This window comes from Clostridium perfringens ATCC 13124 (assembly GCF_000013285.1).
Classification (GTDB): Bacteria; Bacillota; Clostridia; order Clostridiales; family Clostridiaceae; genus Sarcina; species Sarcina perfringens.
On record NC_008261.1, the window covers coordinates 1575058 to 1599177 of the forward strand.

Sequence of the window (24120 nt, forward strand, 5' to 3'; positions counted from 1 at the left end):
GCCTTTTTATTTTATTGGCAATTCTATAACAAAATTACATCCTTTTAAAGGGCCATCACTTAAGTAGATTGTTCCTCCATGTTTTTCTACAATTTCTTTACTTATGGTTAATCCTAACCCTGAACCACCCTTTTTAGAATTTCTTGATTTTTCTTCCCTAACAAAAGGATTAAATATATGTTTTTTTATTTCTTCACTTAAGCCTATACCATCATCACTAACTATTATTTTAACCTTATCCCCTTCTTTTTTTAGGCTTATTAAAAACTTAGTTCCTTTTTTATTATATTTGACGCTATTTATTATTAAATTGCCTATGGCTCTTTCAAGCCTTTTATTATCAAACTCTAAGTAAAGATCATCTTCACTTATTTCAAAGTCAAAATCAAAGTCTTTCTCTTCTAGGAGATATATGTAATCCGCAATTAAATTTCTTAAAAACTCGCTTAAATCTTGATATTTTTTATGTAAAATAAATTCAGAACTTTGAAGTGTATAAAATTCAAATAGTTCCATTATCATTTCATTTGCTCTTTCCCCATTGTTCTCAATTACACTTATATATTTATGTAAAGACTCTTTTTCAATATCTGGGTTGTTTTTTATAATATTGGAATATCCTATTATACTTGATAAGGGAGTCTTTAAATCATGGGCTATATTTCTAACAAATTCTTTCCTTAGCTTTTCTGATTTCTCTTTTAATTTCTTTTCCTCTTCTATTTTAGATGCCATATTATTAAAAGCCTCTCCAAGCTCCTCAAACTCATTGTTTTTTTCTATGTTAATTCTAGTAGAATAATCTCCTAAGGATAATTTCCTAACTCCATTCATAAGCTTATCTAAAGGTTTAGTAAATGTCTTAGAAGTTAATTTTGAATAAAGGATTAGACTCATTGTAAAAATAAAGATATATAAAGAAATCATAATATATACAAATATCTTAAATCCAATTTTAGGATTTCTAGTAAACATTTTTCCGAAGTTTTCTTCAGGTATTCTAGTAATTACAAAAAATCTTCCTTCCTTGCTATAGCCAGTATAAGATAAGTAATCCTCATCTATATTAACTCCATGCATTTCATCCACCAAGATTTTACTGAATTCTTCACTAGAATAATTATCTCTTTTCACCTTTTGATCTCCAATTGTTTCTATTATATTTAAATCCTTATCTATAATTTCAATCCATCCACCATGCTCTGTTACATAATCTTGATTACCTATGCTGTTATAATCTTTATTTTCTATTTCTCCTGCAAGTATTTTAGAAGATTCATTTTCTATTGGCTCACTTTTTAAATATATACTAACCCCTATAATAAAAGAAATTAGAAATATAGTAGCTGTTATAATAGTAATAAGTAAAAATACCTTAAGATAATTCCTAAGTAATATATTTGATACCTTATATCTGTTTTTTCCTAAATTAAATTTTTTCAAACCTATATCCTATCCCTCTTATAGTTTTTATCTTGCAAGGATTTTTAGGATCTTCCTCTATCTTATCTCTTAAGTGGCTTATATGAACCATTATAGTATTGTCATCACCTAAATATTCCTCTTGCCATACATTTTCATATATTTGTTTTTTAGTAAACACTCTTCCAATGTTGCTCATAAGCATTTCTAAAATTTTAAATTCCTTTGCGTTTAAAGTTACTATTTCTCCATCTTTTTTAACTGTACATCCTTCTTTACTAAGTTCTAAATTTCCTATTTTTATAAGTTCATTTTCTCCAGAATATTTATAACACCTTCTTAAATTTGATTTAATCCTAGCCATAAGTTCTACAGGTTTAAAAGGTTTTATAACATAATCATCAGCCCCTAAGCCTAAACCTAATATTTTATCATCATCCTCAATTTTAGCAGTTAAAAATATAACTGGAATCTGACTCCATTCCCTTAACATCTTTAATAGATTAAAGCCATCTATTCCATCCATCATAACATCTAATAAGGCTAAATGTATATGTTCTTTTTTTAAGATATCTAAGGCTTCTAATCCATTTACAGCCTTAAATACAGTGTATCCTTCCTTTAATAAATGCAATTCTAAAAGATTTCTTATATCTTGTTCATCCTCAGCTATTAAAATATTCATATTCCCCTCCTATATAGTAATTACTTAAATACATTATAATATTAAACACTACATTTACTAAACTTAAAATTATATTATTTAAGATATTTTTAAGCTTAATCTTTAACTTATTATAGCATCTTGCTTCTTTATACAAATTAGAATCAAGTTTTTAGATAAAACTAATAAAAATTCTTTGCAAAATTAAAATATTAAAGATTAAGGTCTCAAATAAAAAACAATTCCTTATTTGAGACCTTATATTTATTAGTTATTTAATATATATTCACTTAATTTAGCATTAGCTAACATTAATTTTATTCTATTTTCTTGATTTACCTTAGTTGAAGATGGATCATAATCTACAACAACTATATTAGCTTCTGGATGTTTCTCCATAATTCCTCTAATCATACCTTTTCCAACTATGTGATTAGGAAGACATCCAAAGGGTTGAGCACAAACTATATTATTTACACCACTATTTATAAGTTCTAACATTTCAGCAGTCATAAGCCACCCTTCACCCATTTTAACTCCTCTTCCTATGTACTCTTCAACAGAAGTTTTTAATTCCTTAAATGGAGCAGGTGCTCTAAACTTACTATATTTTTTTATTGAATCTATCATAACATTTTGTAAATGCTCTAAATATGAACATCCAATTTTAGTAAATTTACTTGAGACTTTTTTCATTCCATATAATTTATAATCTATTTCTGAATTAGATAGACAATACATAAAGAAATCTGTAACACCAGACATAACAACTTCAGCATTATCTTCTCTTAAAAATTCCTCTAAATTATTATTTCCTAAAGGAGAATACTTTAAATAAATTTCTCCCACTATACCAACCTTTACTTTTTCAGTTTCTTCTAGTTCTATCTTAGAAAAATCTAAAATTATATTTTTATATAGTTCTCTTACCTTTAAATATTTTAAGCTTTCAAACTTCTCTTTTAAAATCTCAATCCACTTATCTAAAACCCTATCTGTTTCACCCTTATTAATCTCATAAGATTTACACTGATTATACATATACATAAGCAGATCTCCATAATAAAGAGCATATATGCATTTTATTAATAAGCCTGGATACATTTTAAACCCTTCATGCTTTTCTAATCCACTTGCGTTTAAAGAAATTACTGGAACTTGCTCTAAGTTATTTTCTTTTAGTGCCTTTCTTAATAAATGTATATAGTTAGATGCACGACATCCTCCCCCAGTTTGGCTCATTATTAAAGCCGTTTTGTCTGGGTCATATTTTCCACTTTTTAAAGCTTCCATAAGTTGTCCAATTACAATCATAGCTGGATAGCATATATCATTATGAACACTTTTTAATCCTTCTTCAATAGCGCTATTTGTATCACCATCAAAAAATTCTAATTTATAACCGTACTTTTTCATTATTCCAGATAAAAGTTTAAAGTGTATTGGCAACATTGTAGGAGCTAAAATAGTATGAGTCTTTCTCATCTCTTTAGTAAATACTGCAAAATTTTTATTATTTTCCATTTCCATTCTATCACCTATTCCTGTGCTATAGCCTCTAGCAAGCTTCTTATCCTTATTTTAGCTGCGCCTAAATTATTAGTTTCATCTATTTTTAATTGAGTATATATTTTGTTATTTCTCTCTAGTATGTCTTTAACTTCATCAGAAGTTATGGCATCTGTTCCACATCCAAAGGAAACTAATTGTATAAGTTCCATATCTTTATTTTTAGCAACATAATAAGCAGCATTATATAATCTAGCTTGATATGTCCATTGATTTAATATATTAACCTTTGGCTTTTCATGACTTACTTCAATAGAATCTTCTGTTAAAACAACAATTCCTAAGCTACTTAAAACCTTGTCTATTCCATGATTTATTTCTGGATCTATGTGATAAGGTCTTCCTGCTACTACTATAACCTTCTTATTGTTATTTTTAGCATACTCTATAAATTCTTCACCTTTTTCTTTTATATGCTTAGTATATTTATCATACTCTATATAAGCCTTTTCTAAAGCATTTTTAACTTCCTTTTGTTTTATATCTCCAAAAGTTTTATTTAAAATCTCATAAAGTTGTTTGCTTAATAATTTTTTATTGTTTAAGCTTAAATATTCCATCATAAAGTTATTACTATCTAACTCTTTTACATTTGTCTTTAAAAGTTCTGGATAATAAGCTACAACAGGGCAATTAAAACAATTATCTGATATACCTTCGTCAAAATTATAACTCATGCATGGATAGAATATATGCTCTATATTTTTACTTATTAAGTTTTCTATATGGCCATGAGCTAATTTTGCTGGATAACACACAGTATCTGATGGAATTGTATGTTGCCCTTTTAAATACATCTTCTTATTTGATTCATCAGATAAAACCACCTTAAAGCCTAACTCTTTAAAGAATGTAGCCCATAGAGGAATATTTTCATACATATTTAATACCATTGGTAATCCTATAGTTCCTCTTTTTCCTTCATCTAATGATTCATATTCTCTTAATTTTTTATATTTATACTGATACATATTAGGAATACTTTCAGATTTTTTATTACCAGTTGGTTTTTCACATCTATTTCCTGAAATATATTTTTCTCCATCATTAAAGATGTTTATTGTTAAATTACATCTATTAGTACATAATCCACATTTAGCGATTTTTGATTTATGTGTAAAATTCTCTAAATCCTCTTTAGAAATTATCTTACTTTCCTTTAAATTTTTTCTTTTTGCATAAAGAGCACATCCATAAGCTCCCATAAGTCCTGATATACTAGGTCTTATAACATTCATACCAAGCTCTTTTTCAAAGGCTCTAAGGATGGCATCATTATACATGGTTCCCCCTTGAACAATTATATTTTTTCCCAATTCATCAAGACTTTTTGCTCTTATTACTTTATAAAGAGCATTTTTAACAACACTTACGGAAAGTCCAGCTGAAAGATCTTCTACTGTAGCCCCTTCCTTTTGTGCTTGTTTTACTGATGAGTTCATAAAAACTGTACATCTTGATCCTAAATCTGCACCATGCTTCGCAAATAAACCAAGTTTTGAAAAAGTTTCTACATCATATCCCATTTGATTAGCAAAACTTTCTATAAATGAACCACATCCAGATGAACATGCCTCATTTAGCATTATATTAGCTACAATGCCATCCTTTATTTTAAAGCATTTAATATCTTGTCCACCTATATCTAAAATAAAGTCTACCTTAGGATTAAAATGACTTGCTGCAATATAATGAGCTACAGTTTCTACTATTCCAAAATCAATTGAAAAGGCTTTTTTTATTAGCTCTTCTCCATAGCCAGTAACTGCACTACCCATTATCCTAATTTTTTCTCCACATATATTATAAATATGCTTTAATTCTTTTTTTACAACTTCAATAGGATTTCCTTTATTAGATCCATAATATTCATATAAAATATTATCCTCTTTATCTATTAAAACAACCTTTGTTGTAGTACTTCCAGCATCTATGCCTACATATGCATCTCCAGTATAATTATTTATATCACTAACTTTAACCTTAGCTTTTTTGTGTCTTTCCTTAAACTCATTATATTCTTCTTCAGAATTAAATAATGGATCTATTACATTCATAGTTGATATTTCATTATGATTTTCTTTTATTGTATTTAATAATTCCTCATATTCATATTTTTTATTATTTTCCTTTGAATATATAGCACTTCCAATAGCAACAAAAACCTGTGCATTTTCAGGAGAAACAACATCATTATCCTTTAATTTTAATGTTTTTATGAATCTTTCTCTTAATCCCTTACAAAAATATAAAGGACCTCCTAAAAACATTATTTTTCCTTCAATACTTCTTCCCTGTGCTAGTCCACCTATTGTTTGATTTACAACAGATTGGAATACACTAGCTGAAATATCCTCTTTTCTTGCTCCTTGATTTAATAGAGGTTGTATATCTGTTTTAGCAAAAACCCCACATCTTGAAGCAATCTCATATATATTCTCATGTTTAAGACTTAAGTTGTCCATTTCATCTACAGTAAGCCCCATAAGGTGAGCCATTTGATCTATGAAAGCTCCTGTTCCCCCTGCACAACTTGAGTTCATTCTCTCCTCAAAACCACCAGTTAAAAAAATTATCTTGGCATCTTCTCCTCCAAGCTCTATTGCCACATCCACATCATCATAATATCTTTTTATAGCTAAAGTTGTAGCAAATACTTCTTGAACAAAAGGTAAATTATACTCTTTTGAAATTCCATAACCAGCAGATCCAGTTATAGCTATCTTAAATTTTTTATTCTCAATTATCCCTTTTATATTTTCTAGTTCTTCGATTAGCTTTTCTCTTACCTTAGAGTAATGTCTTTCATAATTTGAGTAAAGTATCTTGTCCTCTTCATTTAAGACTATACACTTTAAGGTTGTAGACCCTGCATCAATACCTATTTTGTAATACAAAGTTAATGTCACCTCTTTATTAATAATTGATATATTTCTATTAATTATCATGCAAAAATATGAATAAATTTTGAAGAAATAATTCATTTTTCGTTAACTCTTTATTAACTATATCATAATTATTTAATTATATCACCTAATTAAAAGTTTTAATAACAAGCAAAATTTAAATTTACTTTTAAAAATTACTCCATATTCTCATTAAAATAAAGATTACTTATTAACTGTAAATATATGCATAAAAAGTGGTTATTAAGCAAAAAACTCAATAACCACCTTTCTTATATTTAATTATCTTCTTTTCTTGCCCTTTGAGCTTCTTTGGCTCTTTTGATCAAATCCTCTTGATTTGTTTCCTCTTTGTTTTTTACTATGAGAACTTCTTTTCTTATCTTCTGACTCTCTTCTTCCGCTGTTCTCATTTCTACTCTTTCTTCCACCACTTTTGTGATTACTATGATTATTTCCTTTTCCAAAGCTATTTTTATCTCTAATTAAGCATTTTGGACCATTACCAATTAAATCCTCTCTACCTACCTTAACTAAAGCATCATAAACTATGTTGTAATTCTTTGGATTTTTAAATTGTAATAAAGCCCTTTGCATTGCTTTTTCTTCTTTACTTCTAGGAATATAAACTTCTTCCATTGTTAAAGGATCTAATCCAGTATAGAACATTGTAGTTGATAATGTTCCTGGTGTTGGATAGAAATCTTGTACCTGCTCTGGTTGATAATTTATATCTCTTAAATATTCAGCAAGCATAATTGCATCTTCTAACTTGCATCCTGGATGACTTGACATTAAATAAGGAATGATGAATTGTTTCTTTCCTAATCTTTCTGTGATTCTAAAGAATTTTCTTCTAAACTCATCATAAGTTTTTCCTGCTGGTTTACCCATGTATTTTAAAACATTTGGAGATACATGCTCTGGTGCAACTTTTAATTGACCACTTACATGATGCTCAACTAATTCCTTAAAGAAAGTATCATCCTTATCTGCCATTATATAATCATATCTTAGTCCTGAACGTATAAATACCTTTTTAATTCCTGGTAATTTTCTTACTCTTCTTAATAAATGAAGGTATTCTCTATGATCTACCTCCATATTCTTGCATATACCTGGTGACATACATCTTTTATGTTTACAAGCTCCTAAAGTTAGTTGCTTCTTACATGCTGGCTTTCTAAAGTTAGCTGTAGGTCCCCCTATATCGTGTATATATCCTTTAAAATCATCATATTTAGTTATTTCTTCAGCTTCTTCTACTATAGAATCTTCACTTCTACTAGTTACAATTCTTCCTTGATGGAAGGTTATTGCACAGAATGAACAGTTTCCTGAGCATCCCCTTGAACTTACTATACTAAACTTAACCTCTTCAATAGCAGCTATACCACCATCTTTCTCATAAATAGGATGGTAAGTTTTTTGATATGGAAGAGCATATACTCTATCTAATTCTTCCCTTGAAAGAGGCATTTCTGGTTTATTTATAACAACATATTTTCCATTATGTTCTTGAACTAAAGTTCTTCCTCTTACAGGATCTTGCTCATCATATTGAATTTTAAAGCATTCTGCATAAGTTCTCTTATCACTTGAAACTTCTTTAAATGATGGCAGAACTATATGCTCCTCATAGATTTCATCTAAACTATCGGCTATGTAACATGTTCCTGGTATATGTCTTATGTACTTTCCATCAAATCCTTGATTTAAGAAATCAGCCACTTCAACGATTTGCTTTTCACTCATTCCATATACTAAAAGGTCCGCTCCACTATCAACTAAGATTGATTTTCTCACTTTGTTATCCCAGTAATCATAATGAGCAAATCTTCTTAAACTAGCTTCAATTCCACCAATTACTATGTTAACATCCTTATAAGCTTCTCTTATTTTATTACAATAAACTATTGTAGCTCTATCAGGTCTCTTACCCATTTCCCCCTTAGGAGTATATAGATCTTTCTTTCTTAACTTTTTGCTTACTGTATAGTGATTAACCATAGGATCCATGTTACCACCATTAACTAAGAATCCTAATCTTGGTCTACCTAATTTTTTAAAATCATCAACGCTCTTCCAATCTGGTTGAGCTATTATTCCAACCTTATATCCAGCATTCTCTAAAACCCTAGATATAATTGCTGTACCAAAACTATGATGGTCTATGTATGCATCTGCTGTAACTAGTACAAAGTCACATTGTTCCCATCCTCTTTCTATCATATCATCTTTGCAAATTGGCAAAAACTTATTTTCACTCATTTCTTCACCTACTTGTCTCTTCTTAAGCTTATTTAAAACTCCTCTAAATAAATCTTCATATGATTATAACATTAAAAAGAGTCTGTATCAAAATAATTTTTAGTAAACCTTATAAATAGTGTAAATAAACTTTCTAGAGAAATATATTATTTTCTCAATATGTTTATAAGGTTTATTGTTATATTTTTTTGCAGCTCCTTTAAACTTCCTTCCAAAAATTTTTGCAAGTGTTTTTAATTCCTTCTTCACTTTCTACTAAAATATTTAAAAACCACTCTCTTGGAAGTAACCTCTTATATTTATTTGTAAAGTATCTATCATCTAATAAAAGTACTACCCCCTTATCCTTTTCTGTTCTAATGCATCTTCCCGCTGCTTGAAGCACCTTAATTATTCCAGGATAAACATAGGCATAGTCAAAACCATTTTTACCTATAGAGTTATAATATTCTTTTATACTTTCTCTCTCTAAGCAAATTTTAGGCATACCAACTCCAATAATTATAACTCCAATAAGTTTATCTAAGGTTAAATCTATTCCCTCTGAAAAATGCCCACCTAAAACAGCTAAGCCAAGATGTGTTTTTTCTCCTCCTTCTTTAAATAAAGATAAAAACTCTTCTTTTTCCTCTTCCTTCATATGGTCCCCTTGAGCTACTAAGCTAAAATCAACTTCTCTTTTTTTAATTTCCTCATGAACCATCCACATATATTCATAAGAAGGGAAAAATACAAGATAGTTGCCTCTCTTGCTCTTAACACATTCTATTATGTAATTAACTATTTTAGGAAGAGTTTTCTTTCTATTAGAATAGGTTGTTGATACATCCTTTCCAACTATAGTAAGTTTATTTTTATAATCAAAGGGAGAAGTTAAATTAACAGAATAATCCCCTTCCTGTGCTCCATAAAGTTCTTTAAAATATTCCATAGGAAGAAGAGTAGCTGAAAATATTATAACTGATTTAAACCTATTCATTATACTTTTAAGTATCCTAGATGGATCTAAACAGTTAATTAATAATTCCAAGTTATTTCCATCTAATTTATACAAAGTAGTAAAATCTTCTCCATAATACCCACATATATTTAAGAATTCATAAACATTAAAATATAACTCTAAAAGATTTGAATTCTCTTCACTAGATTTACTCTCATAAATATCTACCTTTTCTAAAAAGCCTCTTAAAATTCCATATAAATCACTTGGTTCTTCCTTTTCCACAAGACTTTTAGTCTCTAAATTTTCTAAAACCTTTCTTTTTTCTATTAAATATTTATTAGCCCTATCTAAAGAGTTATATATTCCCTTATCCTTACTTTTAAATTCTCTTTTTAGCTTTAAAAAATCATCTTTAAATAATTTTGAAGAATACATACTTCTTCCCCTATCTAAAAGATTATGAGCTTCATCTATTAAAATAATATAATCCTTGGCTTTCCCTTCTAATATTCCCTTTAAAGAAGCTTGAGGATCAAATATATAATTATAATCACATATTACTACATCACAAAAATTGCTTAGCTCAAGAGAGAATTCAAAGGGACAAATATTATATTCCTCAGATAATTCATTTATATATTCTAAATCATATTCTTCCTTATGCTTTAGTGCTTCCTTTAAAGCAATATTAACCCTATCAAAGTATCCATTAGCATAAGGACAATATTCTGGAATACACTTTTTTTCTTCCATCTTGCAACATTTTTCCTTTGCAGTTATATTAACACTTCTTAGATTTAATCCTTTTTCTCTCATAATACGCAAAGTATTATTTGCAATTTCTCTTGTGGTAGTTTTAGCCGTTATATAAAAAATTTTTTGAGTTTCCTTAGCGCCTAAAGCTTTTACTGCAGGAAATAATGTAGACATTGTTTTCCCAATGCCAGTAGGTGCTTCTGCAAAACATTTTTTCCCCTCTGTAATAGCCTTATAAACTCTAATAGCTAGTTCTCTCTGTCCCTTCCTATAAGACTCAAAAGGGAAATTAAAATTCTCTATAGAATCATTTCTAAAGTCTATCCAAATTTTCTCTAAAATTATCCATTCTTTATATTTTTCTATTAAATCATAGAAAAACTCTCTAAGTTCATGAAAACTATATTCTTTCCTTAAAAACTTTGTTCCAAAATCTTCAACATTGTAATACGTTAACTGGACTATTATTGAGTCTAATTTTTTCTCTTTGCTGTATATATAAGCATATACTTTAGCCTGAGCCCAATGCAATTCATTAAAATCATAATCTATATCCATTACGTTTTTTGTAGTAGTTTTTATTTCATCAATAATTATTTTTTTATTTTCCTCTAATATTCCATCTGCTCTACCTTCTACCCTTAAAGTAAAATCTTCAAAATCAATATCCTCTTTTAAGGTAACTTCAGCCCTATCCTTTTCAGAATAAGAACTCTGTATTTTCTTGTGTCCCTTTATTCCTTCTAAAGCTCTTACAGATGCTTTTATACGACTATCTATACTCCCTCTTCTTAAAACAAATTCAACTAAGTTTCTTATAGAAATCTTTATTAATTCATTTTTCACTTAAATCACCCATTTTCACTGTGTATATATAAACTCTATCACATAATTAATAAAAATAAAAAGCCTAGAAAAATTAAATTTCTCTAGACTTTTTGTTTTTATTAAGAATTTACTTTTATTTCTTCTTCTAAACCTTGTGATAAATGTTTTTTATAAAATACAATAAAGCATGTTACTGTTGATAGAGCTGCTATTATATCTGCAAAAGGTTCTGCCATAAGAACTCCCATAAGTTTATTTTCAAAAACCATTGGAAGCACATATATAAATGGTATTAAAAGCACAATCTTTCTAAGTAAGGCTAAAATTAATGATATCTTTGCTTGTCCTAAAGCTAAGAAAGTTTGTTGGCAAGCAACTTGTGCACCAAAAAGTAAAATACCTGCAAAGTATATTTTAATACTCCATGAGGTTATCTCCATTAATTGAGGATTATTACTATTAAAAATCTTTACAAACACATCTGGTAACATCATTAATGCACTCCACATAATTGTGGTAAATACCATTGATGATACTAAAAGTAATTTAAAGGCCTTTTTTACTCTATAGACTTTATTAGCCCCATAGTTATAACTTATTATAGGTTGTGCCCCTTGAGAAAGTCCCATTAATGGAAGTAATATTATTTGCATTACACTACTCATAATAGTCATTGCTCCAACGGCTAAGTCTCCACCATACTTTAATAAATTATTATTCATACTTATTATGACTAAACTTTCAGTAGCTTGCATTATAAATGGAGATACTCCTAAAGCCATTATTGAAAATAATATTTTTAATTTTGGCTTTAAGAATTTTTTTCTTATTCTAAGAATACTTTGTTTTTCAAATAAAAAGTATAATACCCATATAGCAGAGGCGCATTGACCAATTATAGTTGCTAAAGCTGCTCCCTTAACTCCCATATTAAATCCAAAGATTAAAATAGGATCTAATACAATATTTATTACAGCTCCTACCATAACTGTTATCATTCCAACCTTAGCAAATCCTTGCGTATTTATAAAGGAATTCATTCCTAAGGCAATTTGAACAAATATAGTACCTATTAAATAAATACCTAAATAATCTAAAGCATATCCTATAGTTGCATCACTAGCCCCAAAGGCCCATAAAATTGGCTCCTTAAATATAAAGAAAAATACTGTTAAAAATAAAGCTAATCCTATAAGTGCAGAAAAACTATTTGTCATTATTTCTTCAGCATCTTCTTTTTTCTTTTCTCCCATTTTAATCGCTGCTAAAGGAGCTCCTCCCATACCAACTAAACCACTAAAAGCAGCGACTATCATTATAATTGGAAAGGCTACCCCAACTCCAGCCATAGCCATATCACCAGATTGCAATCTTCCTATAAACATTCTATCTACTATATTGTATAAAACATTAACAAGTTGAGCTATTATAGCTGGCATAGCTAGTTTAAAAAGGAGCTTTCCAATACTATCCCTTCCTAAATCTGTTTCTTTTTTGCTCATACTATTCACCATTCTTTCCCCTAATTTTATTTATGCTCATGATTTTTTATATGATTCATACAATAACATTTATTACTTGTACATTTTAAACAGTGTCTAAATTCCATATTAGGATTATCTAAATTTATAATGTTTTAAAGAATGACAAATATATTTTCATAAAAATAGAGTTTTTAAATGTATGAATATACTATCTTCTTCATATTGTCCATTTCTTTTTCCATATCAGAAACAAGCTTAAATTGATTTCTAGCTCTATCTAAGTTGTGATTTTCCCTATGTATTTTAAAGTAAACATCTCCATTTAAATAATCCATAAGAAATCTCATTCCACATTCAAAGGTCATAAGTTTAGCTGCAAAAGGTAAATATTCAATTTCATCTTTTGTAAAGGCATCCCCTGCTGACTCTAAAAATCCTTTTGCAAAATGCTCATAAAGATTTAAATCAAAGTTTACCTTAGATAAATCCACTTCATCTTCTAAAGCAGTTGTAGCTCCAGAACGAATAGAATCTCCAAAATCATATAGTGATAGTCCTGGCATAACAGTATCTAAATCAATAACTGCAATTCCTTCTCCTGTTTCATCATCTATCATTATATTATTAAACTTTGTATCATTATGAGTAACTCTTAAAGGAAGTCTATTTTCTTTTATCATATTTACTAAAACTTTTGTATCTTCAGCACGGTTAATTACAAAATCTATTTCTTCTTTTACATCCTTTGCTCTCCCTTTTTTATCTTCCCTTACAGCTTCCATAAATACCTCAAATCTCTTTTCTGTATTATGAAAATCAGGAATTGTATCATAAAGCATATCAACATTAAAATCTGATAATTGCTTTTGGAATTTTCCTAAAGCCTTACCAGCTGTATATAAATGCTCAGGTTTTTCAACTATTTGATAGGTACTAGCGCCATGTATGAAATTAAAAATTCTCCAATAATTTTCCTCTTTGCATTTATAGAAACTTTTACCTTCTTTTGTCTTCACTATATTTAAAGTTTCCCTTAAAGGGTCTCCATTTTCTTCTATAATTTTATTTTTTATATGTGAAGTAACATTTTCAATATTCTCCATTAGTTGCTCTGGATTTTTGAATATGTCAGAGTTTACTCTTTGAAGAACATATTTTATTTCTTCTCCATTTTCCCCTTCACAATTTATTATAAATGTATCATTTATATGTCCACAAACATGGCTATCTGATGTTTTTATCTCTCCCTCTAAATTAAAATTTTCTGCTATGCTTTTAAAATCATAAGTCTTGTTCATTTTATTTAAACTCCTCCCACAAATCATCTGGATAAATTTTTTTAGATAAATTTTTTAAAGAATCCCTAACGCTTTCTTTATCCTCTTTATAAGTAACTCCATACCATTGTTCATTTGTTTTTAAAACCTTAACCTTAACTTTATCTTCTTTTATAAGCTCATCTATTGCTGTAGGCAAATAAAACTCCTCTTTACATTTATCTATACATTTATCTTTTAAAAAATTTAAAAATCTATATTCTAGTTCTGTAAATATGCTAGGTTTTAATCCCCAAATATTCATAGAAACTAAGGTGTTTTTAGGAATATTATAATAATTTCCATTCTCTTCATAGCATATACTATTTCCTTTTTTCATAATTTTTGTTTTTTCTTTAATAGAAATTAATTCTCCCTTAGAATTCAAATCACATATTCCTCTAGATACACTTCCAAAGTCAGTTAATGTTTTTCCTACCCTAAACCCCACCATAAAGTATTCAGAATCACACTTACTTTTTTTAATTTCTTCACAAAGTACTTTATAAGTTTCTCTTCCATAAAAATCGTCAGCATTTATAACTATGAAAGGTTCTTTTATAAAACCTTTGCAACATAAAATTGCATGTCCAGTTCCCCAAGGTTTAACTCTTTTAAAATTTCCTTTAAATTCTTTTTCTAAATTATCAACTTCTTGAAAAACATATTCAGTCTCTATTATATTTTCTATTTTAAGCCCTATAGTTTCTCTAAATTTCTTAAAAATATCTTTTTTTATTATAAATACAACCTTTGTAACACCAGCTTTAATAGCATCATAAATGGAATATTCTATTATGGTCTCCCCCTTTGGCCCTATTTTATCAATTTGCTTTAAACCTCCATATCTACTTCCCATTCCTGCTGCCATTATTACTAAAGTAATCTTGTCCAATTTTATCCCCTCACTTTTTAATACTTTTCTCCCCTTAAACCCTAAATAAATTTTATAAGTTATTTAACATAGTTAAATTTATTTTACTAAATTTTCTGTTATTTTTCTCTGAATTTTATAAAAAATTAAAATATTGTTAAATATTATACAATTCCATTTTAATAATCATACTATTTTATATAAAATAAAAAAATTCTATCTGTTTTAGTATTTTTTTTATAAAAATCTATAAGCTAATATAATAGGAAAGGATGTGATTATTTTTGTGGTACAAAAAATCAAAAAATGAAATACTACAGGAATTAGATGTAGATGAAAAAAATGGTCTTTCCTCTACTGAGGCATTAAGAAGACTTGAAAAGTATGGTAAGAATAAACTTGAAACTAAAAAGAAGAAAACTCTATTTAAACAGTTCTTATCTCAGCTTAAAGATGTAATGATTTATATACTAATCATAGCTGCAATAATATCTGCATTTTTAGGAGAAATAAGTGATGCTTTAATAATACTCTTAGTCATAATAATAAATGCAGTTATAGGAGTTATTCAAGAATCTAAAGCAGAAAAAGCCTTAGATGCTTTAAAGGAACTTTCCACTCCTAAAGCTCTTGTTAAAAGGGATGGTTCTTTAAAGGAAATTCTTTCAGAAGATATTGTACCAGGGGATATTGTAATAATAGATGCTGGTAGATATATTCCTGGTGATTTAAGATTAATTGATACAGCAAACTTAAAAATAGAGGAATCTGCTTTTACAGGTGAATCTGTTCCTTCTGAAAAAGATGCTTCTTTTTTACCAGATAAAGAAATTCCTATTGGAGACCAAAATAATATGGCCTTTATGTCTACTCTAGCTACATATGGTCGTGGAGTTGGAGTGGTTGTTGGTACTGGAATGAATACTGAAATTGGTAAAATAGCTAAAATGATAGAACAAGAAGAAAATGATGAGACTCCATTACAAAAAAAATTAAGCGAACTTGGAAAAATTCTAGGATTTTTAGCTGTAGGTATATGTATTCTAATTTTTATTATTTCATTTTTTCAAGGAAGAGATTTACTTGAAATGTTCTTAACTTCTATTTCTTTGGCTGTTGCCGCTATTCCAGAGGGATTGCCTGCCATAGTTGCTATAGTATTAGCACTAGGAGTTCAAAGAATGGTAAAAAAGAATGCAATAATAAGAAAGCTTCCTGCTGTGGAAACTCTAGGTTCTGTAAGTATAATATGTTCTGATAAGACAGGTACACTAACTCAAAATAAAATGACTGTAACTACTGTTTACACAAATGATTCTTATATAAAAGAGAGTGAATTTAATTTAAATGATAATGAATCTAAACTTTTAGTAGATTGTATGGTTCTTTGTAATGATGCCACATACTCAGAAAAAAGCCAAACTGGCGATCCTACTGAAATAGCACTTTTAGAATCTCCTTTTAAGCTTAATATACTAAAAGAAAAACTTGAAAAAGAATTTAAAAGAATAGATGAAATTCCTTTTGATTCTGATAGAAAGTTAATGACTACAGTAAACTTAGTAGATGACAAAAAAGCTCGTGTATTTACTAAGGGTGCCTTAGATTCTATACTTTCAATTTGTAATAAAATATCTGTTAATGGAAAATTAGTAGACTTCTCAAAGGAATATAAAGCTAAAGTTTTAGAAAACTCTAATATAATGTCAGACAAAGCCTTAAGAGTTCTTGCCTTTGCATATAAAGATATATCTAAAGAAAATATAGTTTTAGATTCTTTAGAAAAAGATTTAGTTTTCATTGGCATGGTTGGAATGATTGATCCACCTAGACTAGAGGTTAAAGATTCTATTAAACTATGTAAAAGTGCTGGAATAACTCCAGTTATGATAACTGGAGACCATAAAAATACAGCTTTTGCTATTGCAAATGAACTAGGAATAGCAGAAGATATTTCTCAAGCTATTACTGGTCATGAAATAGATAAATTTAAAGAAGAAGAGTTCAATGAAAAAATTATAAATTACAGAGTTTTTGCAAGAGTGTCTCCTGAACACAAGGTAAAAATAGTTAAAGCCTTTAAGTCTCATGGAAATATAGTTTCTATGACTGGAGATGGAGTTAATGATGCACCTTCCTTAAAGGCTGCTGATATAGGTGTAGCTATGGGCATAACAGGTACAGATGTATCTAAAGGAGCCTCAGATATGATTCTTACTGATGATAATTTTTCAACAATAGTTTCTGCTGTAGAAGAAGGAAGAAAAATCTATCTAAATATAAAAAAATCTATAGTATTTTTATTATCCTGTAATTTAGGAGAAATACTAACTCTATTTACAGCTATATTACTAAATTGGAATTCTCCTCTTCAACCAATACACATTCTTTGGGTTAATTTAATTACAGATAGTTTTCCAGCTCTAGCTTTAGGAGTTGATAAAGCAAAGGAAGATGTTATGAATAACCCTCCTAGAAATCCTAAGGAAAGTATATTTGTTAAGTCTGATAAAATTCAACTTATAATAAATGGAGTTTTAATAGGAGGAATAACACTATTTGCATTTAAATTAGGTGAAAGACTTTATGCTGATTCCTTAATTCATGCTCAAACAATGGCTTTTGTTGTACTAAGTGTATCTCAATTATTTTTATCACTATCTCTAAGAAGTAATACTAAATCAGCGTTCTCCTTAGGAATATTTTCTAATAAATACTTAGTATATTCAATTTTACTTGGAATCTTCCTTCAAGTAATAATAATTTCAATAAGCTTTATTGCTAATATATTTAAGGTTACTCCTTTACTTTTATATGATTGGATTGTGGTTATACTTGTATCCTTAATTCCATTTGCAATAAATGAAATCTTAAAATTATTTAGAAAGTAAAAATAAAAAAGTAAGGTATCACACTATAGATACCTTACTTTTTATTATTTTATATTTTTTCTTAAAAATCTTGGCATAACTCTTAAAAGTTTAGGTGAAATTTCTTCTATATCTTCCTTTTTAATTCCTCCTAGAATTATAATAGCATGAAGATACATAAATGCACCTATAGCTATAATTACTAGTAATATAGCTATGCCTAATATTAAACTTAACTTATCAAAATCTATAAATAAAGATATTACATATTTGCTAAGTATTATTCCTATACCCATGTATATTGATGCTAATAAAGGTTTTAATGCATACTTTAACATTGATATTTTCATCTTTAATGTTTTTTTCATTCTAAAGTGATTAAGTACTAAAGAAATTACGAAAGCCACCATTCCAGAAATTACAGCTCCATAAATATTTATATCTGGATTTGCAACTAAAGTCATATTTAATGTAAACTTCACTACAATACTAAGAGCTAAGGTAAATAATACATAGTAAAATTGACTTACACTTTGAAGTATTACATTTTGCATAAGAACTATTGCCGTTAATGGTATCATAGCGGCACCTATTACCATCATCTTATATCCATTTGAATCTGCAAAAATATATCTATATATATTTTCACTTAATAAAGCTAATCCAAAGGCTGATGGTATTGATAAAAGATATGTAACTCTCATAGAGAAATTAATCTTACTTTTTATCTCTTTTTTATCTTTTAAAGCATATGCTCTTGATATTGCAGGTAATGCCATGTATCCTAAAGAAGTTATAAATACCATTGGAACATTTATTAAAATCTTATATCTTGTTGAAAAATATCCATAAAGTGCATTAGCATCACTTTGAGAAAAGTTAGCTGCATCAACAAGTCTATTACTTACAGTTAACATATCTATTATATTTCCTAAGTTTTGAAGTCCAGTACTAAGAGTTATTGGCAATCCATATTTAAATAAGGTTCTTGCTATTTTTTTACCTGTAATTCTTCTAACTCCAGGCTCTTGTTTTCTCTTAGCCTCTTTTTCAACTCCATATATATTATATATGTATATTAAATATAATACCGCCATTAAGGCTCCAGCAGAAGATCCTACAGTTCCTCCTGCAACCCCTAAAGATACACTTTTCTTTATAAGGAAATATGCACATAATAAACTTAAAAATACATTTGCAACCTGTTCAATAACCGTTGCTATAGCTATTGGTGTAGCTTGAGATCTTCCTTGGAAATATCCTTTATAAGTAACTAAGACTGTTGTTATCATAATTGTTGGTGCTAAGAAAATTATTGGATAAACCATTTGTGGAGTCTGACTCATACTTGCTATAAAATTAGCACTTAACATTAAAACTATAGTAAATATTGTACCAACTACAAGTAAAAATGCTCTTGAAATCTTAAATGCTCTTAAGGCATCTTTGTAATTGCCAACTGCATCTAACTCTGAAACATATTTTGATATGGCCGTTTGTAAACCTACATTTGTTAAAGCATACACAAAAACAAATATGTCATAGGTTTTGCCATATATACCCATACCAACACTTCCTACAATTCTAGTAAGAAAAGGTACATAAATTAAAGATAATAATTTAGCAACTATGCTTGCAATAGAAAGTATTGCAAAGCCTTTAGTTATAGACTGCTCTTTCATAAAAATCTCCTATCTTAAAAACTAAATCCTAAATTTAAATACATCCTTCTTTATCTTTTTAAACATTGGAGGTAATCCCTGAGCTATAGTTTTATTTTTTAAGTAATCAAACTTTTCAGGAACCTCTTTAAATGTAACTTTATAAGCATAAAGGAATTGATATGTTAATCCAAACTTATTTTCAAAGAAGGAATTCATTTTATTATCACCATATTTAAAGTCTCCAACAATAGGATTTCCTAAATGAGCTAAATGAGCTCTTAACTGATGACTTCTTCCAGTTATAAGTTCTATTTCTAATAATGAAAAGGCACCATTAGTTTGTAGAACCTTAACATCCATTTTTATTTTCTTTGTATCTGGTCTTTCAGTATCGTAAACTGTTGACTTATTTAATTCATCATCTTTTGATATATATGCTTCATATTTTCCAGGCTGTATTTTTCCCTTTACTAAAGCACAGTAATACTTCTTAACTTTTCTTTCTCTTATCATCTCGTTAAGTAATTTTAATCCTTCAAAATTCTTACCGAAAAATACTATTCCTGAAGTATTTCTATCTAATCTGTTACAAGATGCAGGAGTAAAAGTTAATTCATTTTCTGGAACATAATCTCCTTTTCTGAATAAGTATGATAATACATAGTCAGTTAAGGTTGGAGCTCCATTCTTTTTATCTGAATGAACTAATACTCCTGGCCATTTCTCAACTAAAAGCATATTTTCATCTTCATATACCACTTGAAGTGATCCTGAATCAACCATTTGGAAATTAGGCTTTTTCTTCTCCTTAGTTACTACACTTTGAAGATATCTTATCTCTATAACATCTCCTTCTAAAAGAGAATACTTTTCTTTTTGCTTCTTTCCATTTACTCTTATATCACCCTTTCTTAGGGCTTTAAATATTGCACTTAGAGGTACATCCTTTAAATATTTTCTTAAGAACTTATCTAATCTCTGTCCCGCTTCATTTGTACCTATCTCTATTTTCAAATTGCTTCACTCCTAATTTAAATCATTTTATAATTACTATTCTATAGATTAATATTAATTTACTCCCTTGTCAAATAATTTAATGCTGCTTTACATTGAATTGAAACTCCAATTGGTAATAAATTCTCGTCTATATCAAATCTACTATTATGAGCTGAATAAATAATATTTCTCTCCTCATTTCTAGCTCCTAAGAAATAAAAAGCTGAATCTCTTTCTAGGGCAAAATATGCAAAGCTTTCAACTCCAAGCTTTGGTGCTTCTTGTTCCTTAACATTTTGAGAACCAATAATTCCTTTTGCAGCTTCAGTTACTAAATCTACAACGGAGCTATTATTATAAAGACATGGATAGCTTTCTTCTATATCTATTTCACATTCTCCTCTCATGGCTGTACAAATAGATGTAGCTATTTCTCTTAGTCTTTCTTTAGCGTAAGCTCTATCTTCTAGGGTCATCGTTCTTATAACACCTTTTAATATAACCTCATCTGGTATTATATTCTGAGCAGTTCCTCCATTTATACTTCCTACTGTAACAACTGCTGGATTTACAGGCTTTATTTCTCTACTTACTATTGTTTGTAATCCTAAAACAACTTGAGAAGCCATAACTATAGGGTCTACAGCCATGTGAGGATAAGCTCCATGTCCTCCTCTTCCTTTTATCTTTATTGTGAAAGGATTAGATGCTGCATTAACTACTCCTTTTTTTATCATTATTTGTCCAGCATCTAAAGTTTCTTCAACATGAAGGCCTATTATTTTTTCTACTCTAGGATTTTCTAAAACCCCTTCTTCTATCATTATAGGAGCTCCGCCTGTTGTCTCCTCTGCTGGTTCAAAGAGTAACTTAACAGTACCACTAAACTTATCTCTATGTCTACTTAATAATTTAGCTGCACCTAATAATATTGTTGTATGGGCATCATGTCCACAAGCATGCATTCTTCCTTTAACCTTTGATGAATATGAACAAGTCTTTTTATCATCCATAGGAAGACCATCAATATCAGCTCTTAAAGCTATGCATCTATCTTTTTTAGATTCATCCTTTAGTGTTCCCTTTATTATGCCACATACTCCTGTTTTAGCAGTTTCTATATATTCAATACCTTCATTAGCTAAAAATTCCTTTATTTTTCCTGAAGTTCTCCACTCTTCAAAACCTAATTCAGGATTTTCATGAAAATCTCTTCTTAAAGCTACAAGTAAGTCTTTTAATTCTTGAGCTTCATCCATTAAATTTATATTCATTTTTAACACCTACTTTTCATTTATAAATAATATATTATATATACTATTTATTTTATATATTTTTGATTATATATTACTATGTTTTTTTCTTCAATTATATTTTATACTCATTTACGAGTATATTATTTAAGTGTATTATGTTGAAAATTATAGTAACAAAGAAAATTTTTCTTTAAATCCTCTAATTTCCTTTGTTACTACACATTTAAACTTCACAAATTATTTTTTCTATTAAATTATTTTCAATCAAAGTTCTTAAAGAAAATTTTTTATTTTCTCCTTGAATAAATTTAATTGAAATAGTATCCTTCTCTATTTTTAAAATTTCACCTATGCCAAAATAATTATGTCTTATGACATCTCCTTCCTTTAATCCATAATCAGTTATATTACATTGGCTATCTAGATTTGTATTATTTAAAAATATAGATGGCTCCTTAAATTTACCTCTTACACTTTTAGGTGCATAAAGATATAAATTATTTATGGCTCTAGTTATACCCACATAAAAAAGTCTTCTCTCCTCTTCTAAATTTTCCATACTGTTTTTATGTGGTATTGTTTCATCAACTATATTTACAATGTGAACATCATTAAACTGCATTCCCTTTACCCCATGCATGGTGCTTAATATAACAGAGTCTATATTACCTTTAGAATTTAAGTTTTCTAAATTTTCTTCAACGCTTTCTATGTGAGAAAGAAAAGTGATTATAGATTTAAATTCCATAGCTGAACTTTTAAATTCTTCTACAATATCTAATAAATCCTCTTGATTTTGCTTAAATTTAGAGGAATACTCTCTTATATACTGACTATACTCTAAATCACTTAATATAAAATCAATAGCACTATTTAAGGAAAGTTTATTTAAATAAGCTATGTCACTTTTTAGCTCCTCAAACTTTCTCATTTGAAATGGATGTACGCCTTCCACATTCATTAATATATCAAAAACATTTTCTTTCTTCTTAGAATTCATCACTCCATAAATAGCGCTTTTTGAAACATATCTAAAGGGTTTGTTTATTATTTTATTAAAATCTTCTTTATTAAATGGATCTATTGAGAGTCTTAAATACGCAATTAAATCTCTACATATAAAATGATTAAAGAAATTATACTCTTTATCTAAAAGCTTAAAGGGAATCTTTTTTCTAATAAAGGCATCAATAAAACTTCTACTCTCCATATTTGTTCTATACAAAATAGCAGTATCAGAATATTTATTCCCTAATCTTTTGCTTTCTTCTATTTTTAAAGCAATTATATTTGCTTCCTCAGACTCATTAAATGGCTTTTTAAGCTCTATTTTACCTTGATTTTCATTAAAAGCTATTATTTCTTTTTGGTATCTCTCTTTATTATGCTTTATAACATCCTTAGATACCTCCACAATATTTTTTAAGCTTCTATAATTATATTTTAAATAAACCTTCTCACTACCTTCAAAGTTCTCCTCAAAGTTTATCATACATTTAGGAGTTGCTCCTCTAAAGGAATATATACTTTGGTCCTCATCTCCAACACAAAAAACTTCATTATTTATAAGTCTTAAAAATTCTAATTGAACTTCATCACAATCTTGAAACTCATCAACTAATATATATTTTATTAAATTTCTATAATATCCTAATATATGAGGATTTTCTTTTAAAAGAGTTACTGCTTTTATTTGTAAATCATCAAAATCTAAAAGTCCTCTCTCATTTTTAAAAGTTTCATATGCTTCATAGCATTTATTAAAAATATCATAAGTCATTGATATTTCTAAATCCTTAGAAGAAACTTTCTTTCTAGATATATTATTTAATACCTCTTTTATTTTTTCATCACTTACCTCTTCTATATAAGAGGATAATACTTTCCTTATAATATTATAAGAATCTTTAGACTCTATAAGCCTTATTTCATCCTTATTCCTAAGTAAAATTTTATAAAAAAGTCCATGAAAGGTTCCAAAGAATGGAATAACACCTTCCTTATGCATTTCTTTAAATCTACTTTTCATATTTTCTGCTGCCGCCTTAGTAAAAGTTATTACTATAACATGTATTCCTTTAACCTTTCTTTCTTCTAAAAGATATTTAATTCTATTTAATATTACTGTGGTCTTTCCTGCTCCTGGTGGAGCTATAACAAGGACACTTTTACTCCTTGCTCTTACAGCTTCATTTTGATATTTATCTAAATTAGACATTATAATTCTCCTAATGTTCAATAAAATTTATTTTAATTATTGACTAAAATTAATCTAGTAAACCATAATATTTATTAACATAT

Annotated in this window: 14 protein-coding genes; 1 reads left to right on the forward strand and 13 read right to left on the reverse strand. The window is 28.3% G+C overall.

Annotation, left to right across the window (positions count from 1 at the left end; genetic code table 11):
• Positions 1-6: 6 nt before the first annotated feature.
• The 9 genes from CPF_RS06840 to CPF_RS06880 all read right to left on the reverse strand — a co-directional run bounded on the left by CPF_RS06840 (position 7) and on the right by CPF_RS06880 (position 15054).
• On the reverse strand, positions 7-1443 hold the full coding sequence (locus CPF_RS06840; protein WP_011590694.1) for a HAMP domain-containing sensor histidine kinase: 1437 nt from the start codon (positions 1441-1443) through the stop codon (positions 7-9).
• A complete protein-coding gene (locus CPF_RS06845) occupies positions 1430-2107 on the reverse strand; it encodes a response regulator transcription factor (protein ID WP_003453585.1) in 678 nt (225 codons plus the stop codon). The genes CPF_RS06840 and CPF_RS06845 overlap by 14 nt, the downstream gene beginning before the upstream one ends.
• Before the next feature lie 246 nt (positions 2108-2353).
• A complete protein-coding gene (locus CPF_RS06850) occupies positions 2354-3616 on the reverse strand; it encodes a 2-hydroxyacyl-CoA dehydratase (RefSeq protein WP_003453604.1) in 1263 nt (420 codons plus the stop codon).
• 8 nt (positions 3617-3624) lie between these two features.
• The gene (locus CPF_RS06855; protein WP_011590695.1) at positions 3625-6552 is read right to left on the reverse strand and encodes an acyl-CoA dehydratase activase-related protein; all 2928 of its coding nucleotides are present in this window, start codon (positions 6550-6552) and stop codon (positions 3625-3627) included.
• 291 nt (positions 6553-6843) lie between these two features.
• Positions 6844-8832: a YgiQ family radical SAM protein gene (locus CPF_RS06860; protein WP_011590696.1), complete on the reverse strand. Its 1989-nt coding sequence runs from the start codon at positions 8830-8832 to the stop codon at positions 6844-6846.
• A gap of 199 nt (positions 8833-9031) precedes the next feature.
• Positions 9032-11377: a helicase C-terminal domain-containing protein gene (locus tag CPF_RS06865; RefSeq protein WP_011590697.1), complete on the reverse strand. Its 2346-nt coding sequence runs from the start codon at positions 11375-11377 to the stop codon at positions 9032-9034.
• A gap of 101 nt (positions 11378-11478) precedes the next feature.
• Positions 11479-12873 carry an MATE family efflux transporter gene (locus CPF_RS06870; protein ID WP_041702666.1) on the reverse strand — a complete coding sequence of 465 codons (1395 nt, stop codon included), beginning with the start codon at positions 12871-12873 and terminating at the stop codon, positions 11479-11481.
• Positions 12874-13034: 161 nt separating this feature from the next.
• On the reverse strand, positions 13035-14141 hold the full coding sequence (locus tag CPF_RS06875; protein ID WP_011590699.1) for a phosphotransferase enzyme family protein: 1107 nt from the start codon (positions 14139-14141) through the stop codon (positions 13035-13037).
• Position 14142: 1 nt separating this feature from the next.
• A complete protein-coding gene (locus tag CPF_RS06880) occupies positions 14143-15054 on the reverse strand; it encodes a nucleotidyltransferase family protein (RefSeq protein ID WP_011590700.1) in 912 nt (303 codons plus the stop codon).
• Positions 15055-15317: 263 nt separating this feature from the next.
• On the opposite strand from CPF_RS06880, the gene CPF_RS06885 reads away from it, so the two are divergent.
• Positions 15318-17924 (forward strand): calcium-transporting P-type ATPase, PMR1-type, encoded by a 2607-nt coding sequence (locus CPF_RS06885; protein WP_011590701.1) that lies wholly within the window; start codon positions 15318-15320, stop codon positions 17922-17924.
• A gap of 44 nt (positions 17925-17968) precedes the next feature.
• On the opposite strand, the gene CPF_RS06890 is transcribed toward CPF_RS06885, so the two are convergent.
• The 4 genes from CPF_RS06890 to CPF_RS06905 all read right to left on the reverse strand — a co-directional run bounded on the left by CPF_RS06890 (position 17969) and on the right by CPF_RS06905 (position 24037).
• Positions 17969-19585: a putative polysaccharide biosynthesis protein gene (locus tag CPF_RS06890; RefSeq protein WP_003456652.1), complete on the reverse strand. Its 1617-nt coding sequence runs from the start codon at positions 19583-19585 to the stop codon at positions 17969-17971.
• Positions 19586-19606: 21 nt separating this feature from the next.
• A complete protein-coding gene (locus CPF_RS06895; protein WP_003452833.1) occupies positions 19607-20581 on the reverse strand; it encodes an RluA family pseudouridine synthase in 975 nt (324 codons plus the stop codon).
• A 59-nt stretch (positions 20582-20640) separates the two neighbouring features.
• Positions 20641-21837 (reverse strand): M20 metallopeptidase family protein, encoded by a 1197-nt coding sequence (locus CPF_RS06900; RefSeq protein WP_011590702.1) that lies wholly within the window; start codon positions 21835-21837, stop codon positions 20641-20643.
• A gap of 205 nt (positions 21838-22042) precedes the next feature.
• Entirely contained in the window at positions 22043-24037 is a 1995-nt protein-coding gene (locus tag CPF_RS06905) for an ATP-dependent helicase (protein WP_011590703.1), read from the reverse strand.
• Positions 24038-24120: the final 83 nt, after the last annotated feature.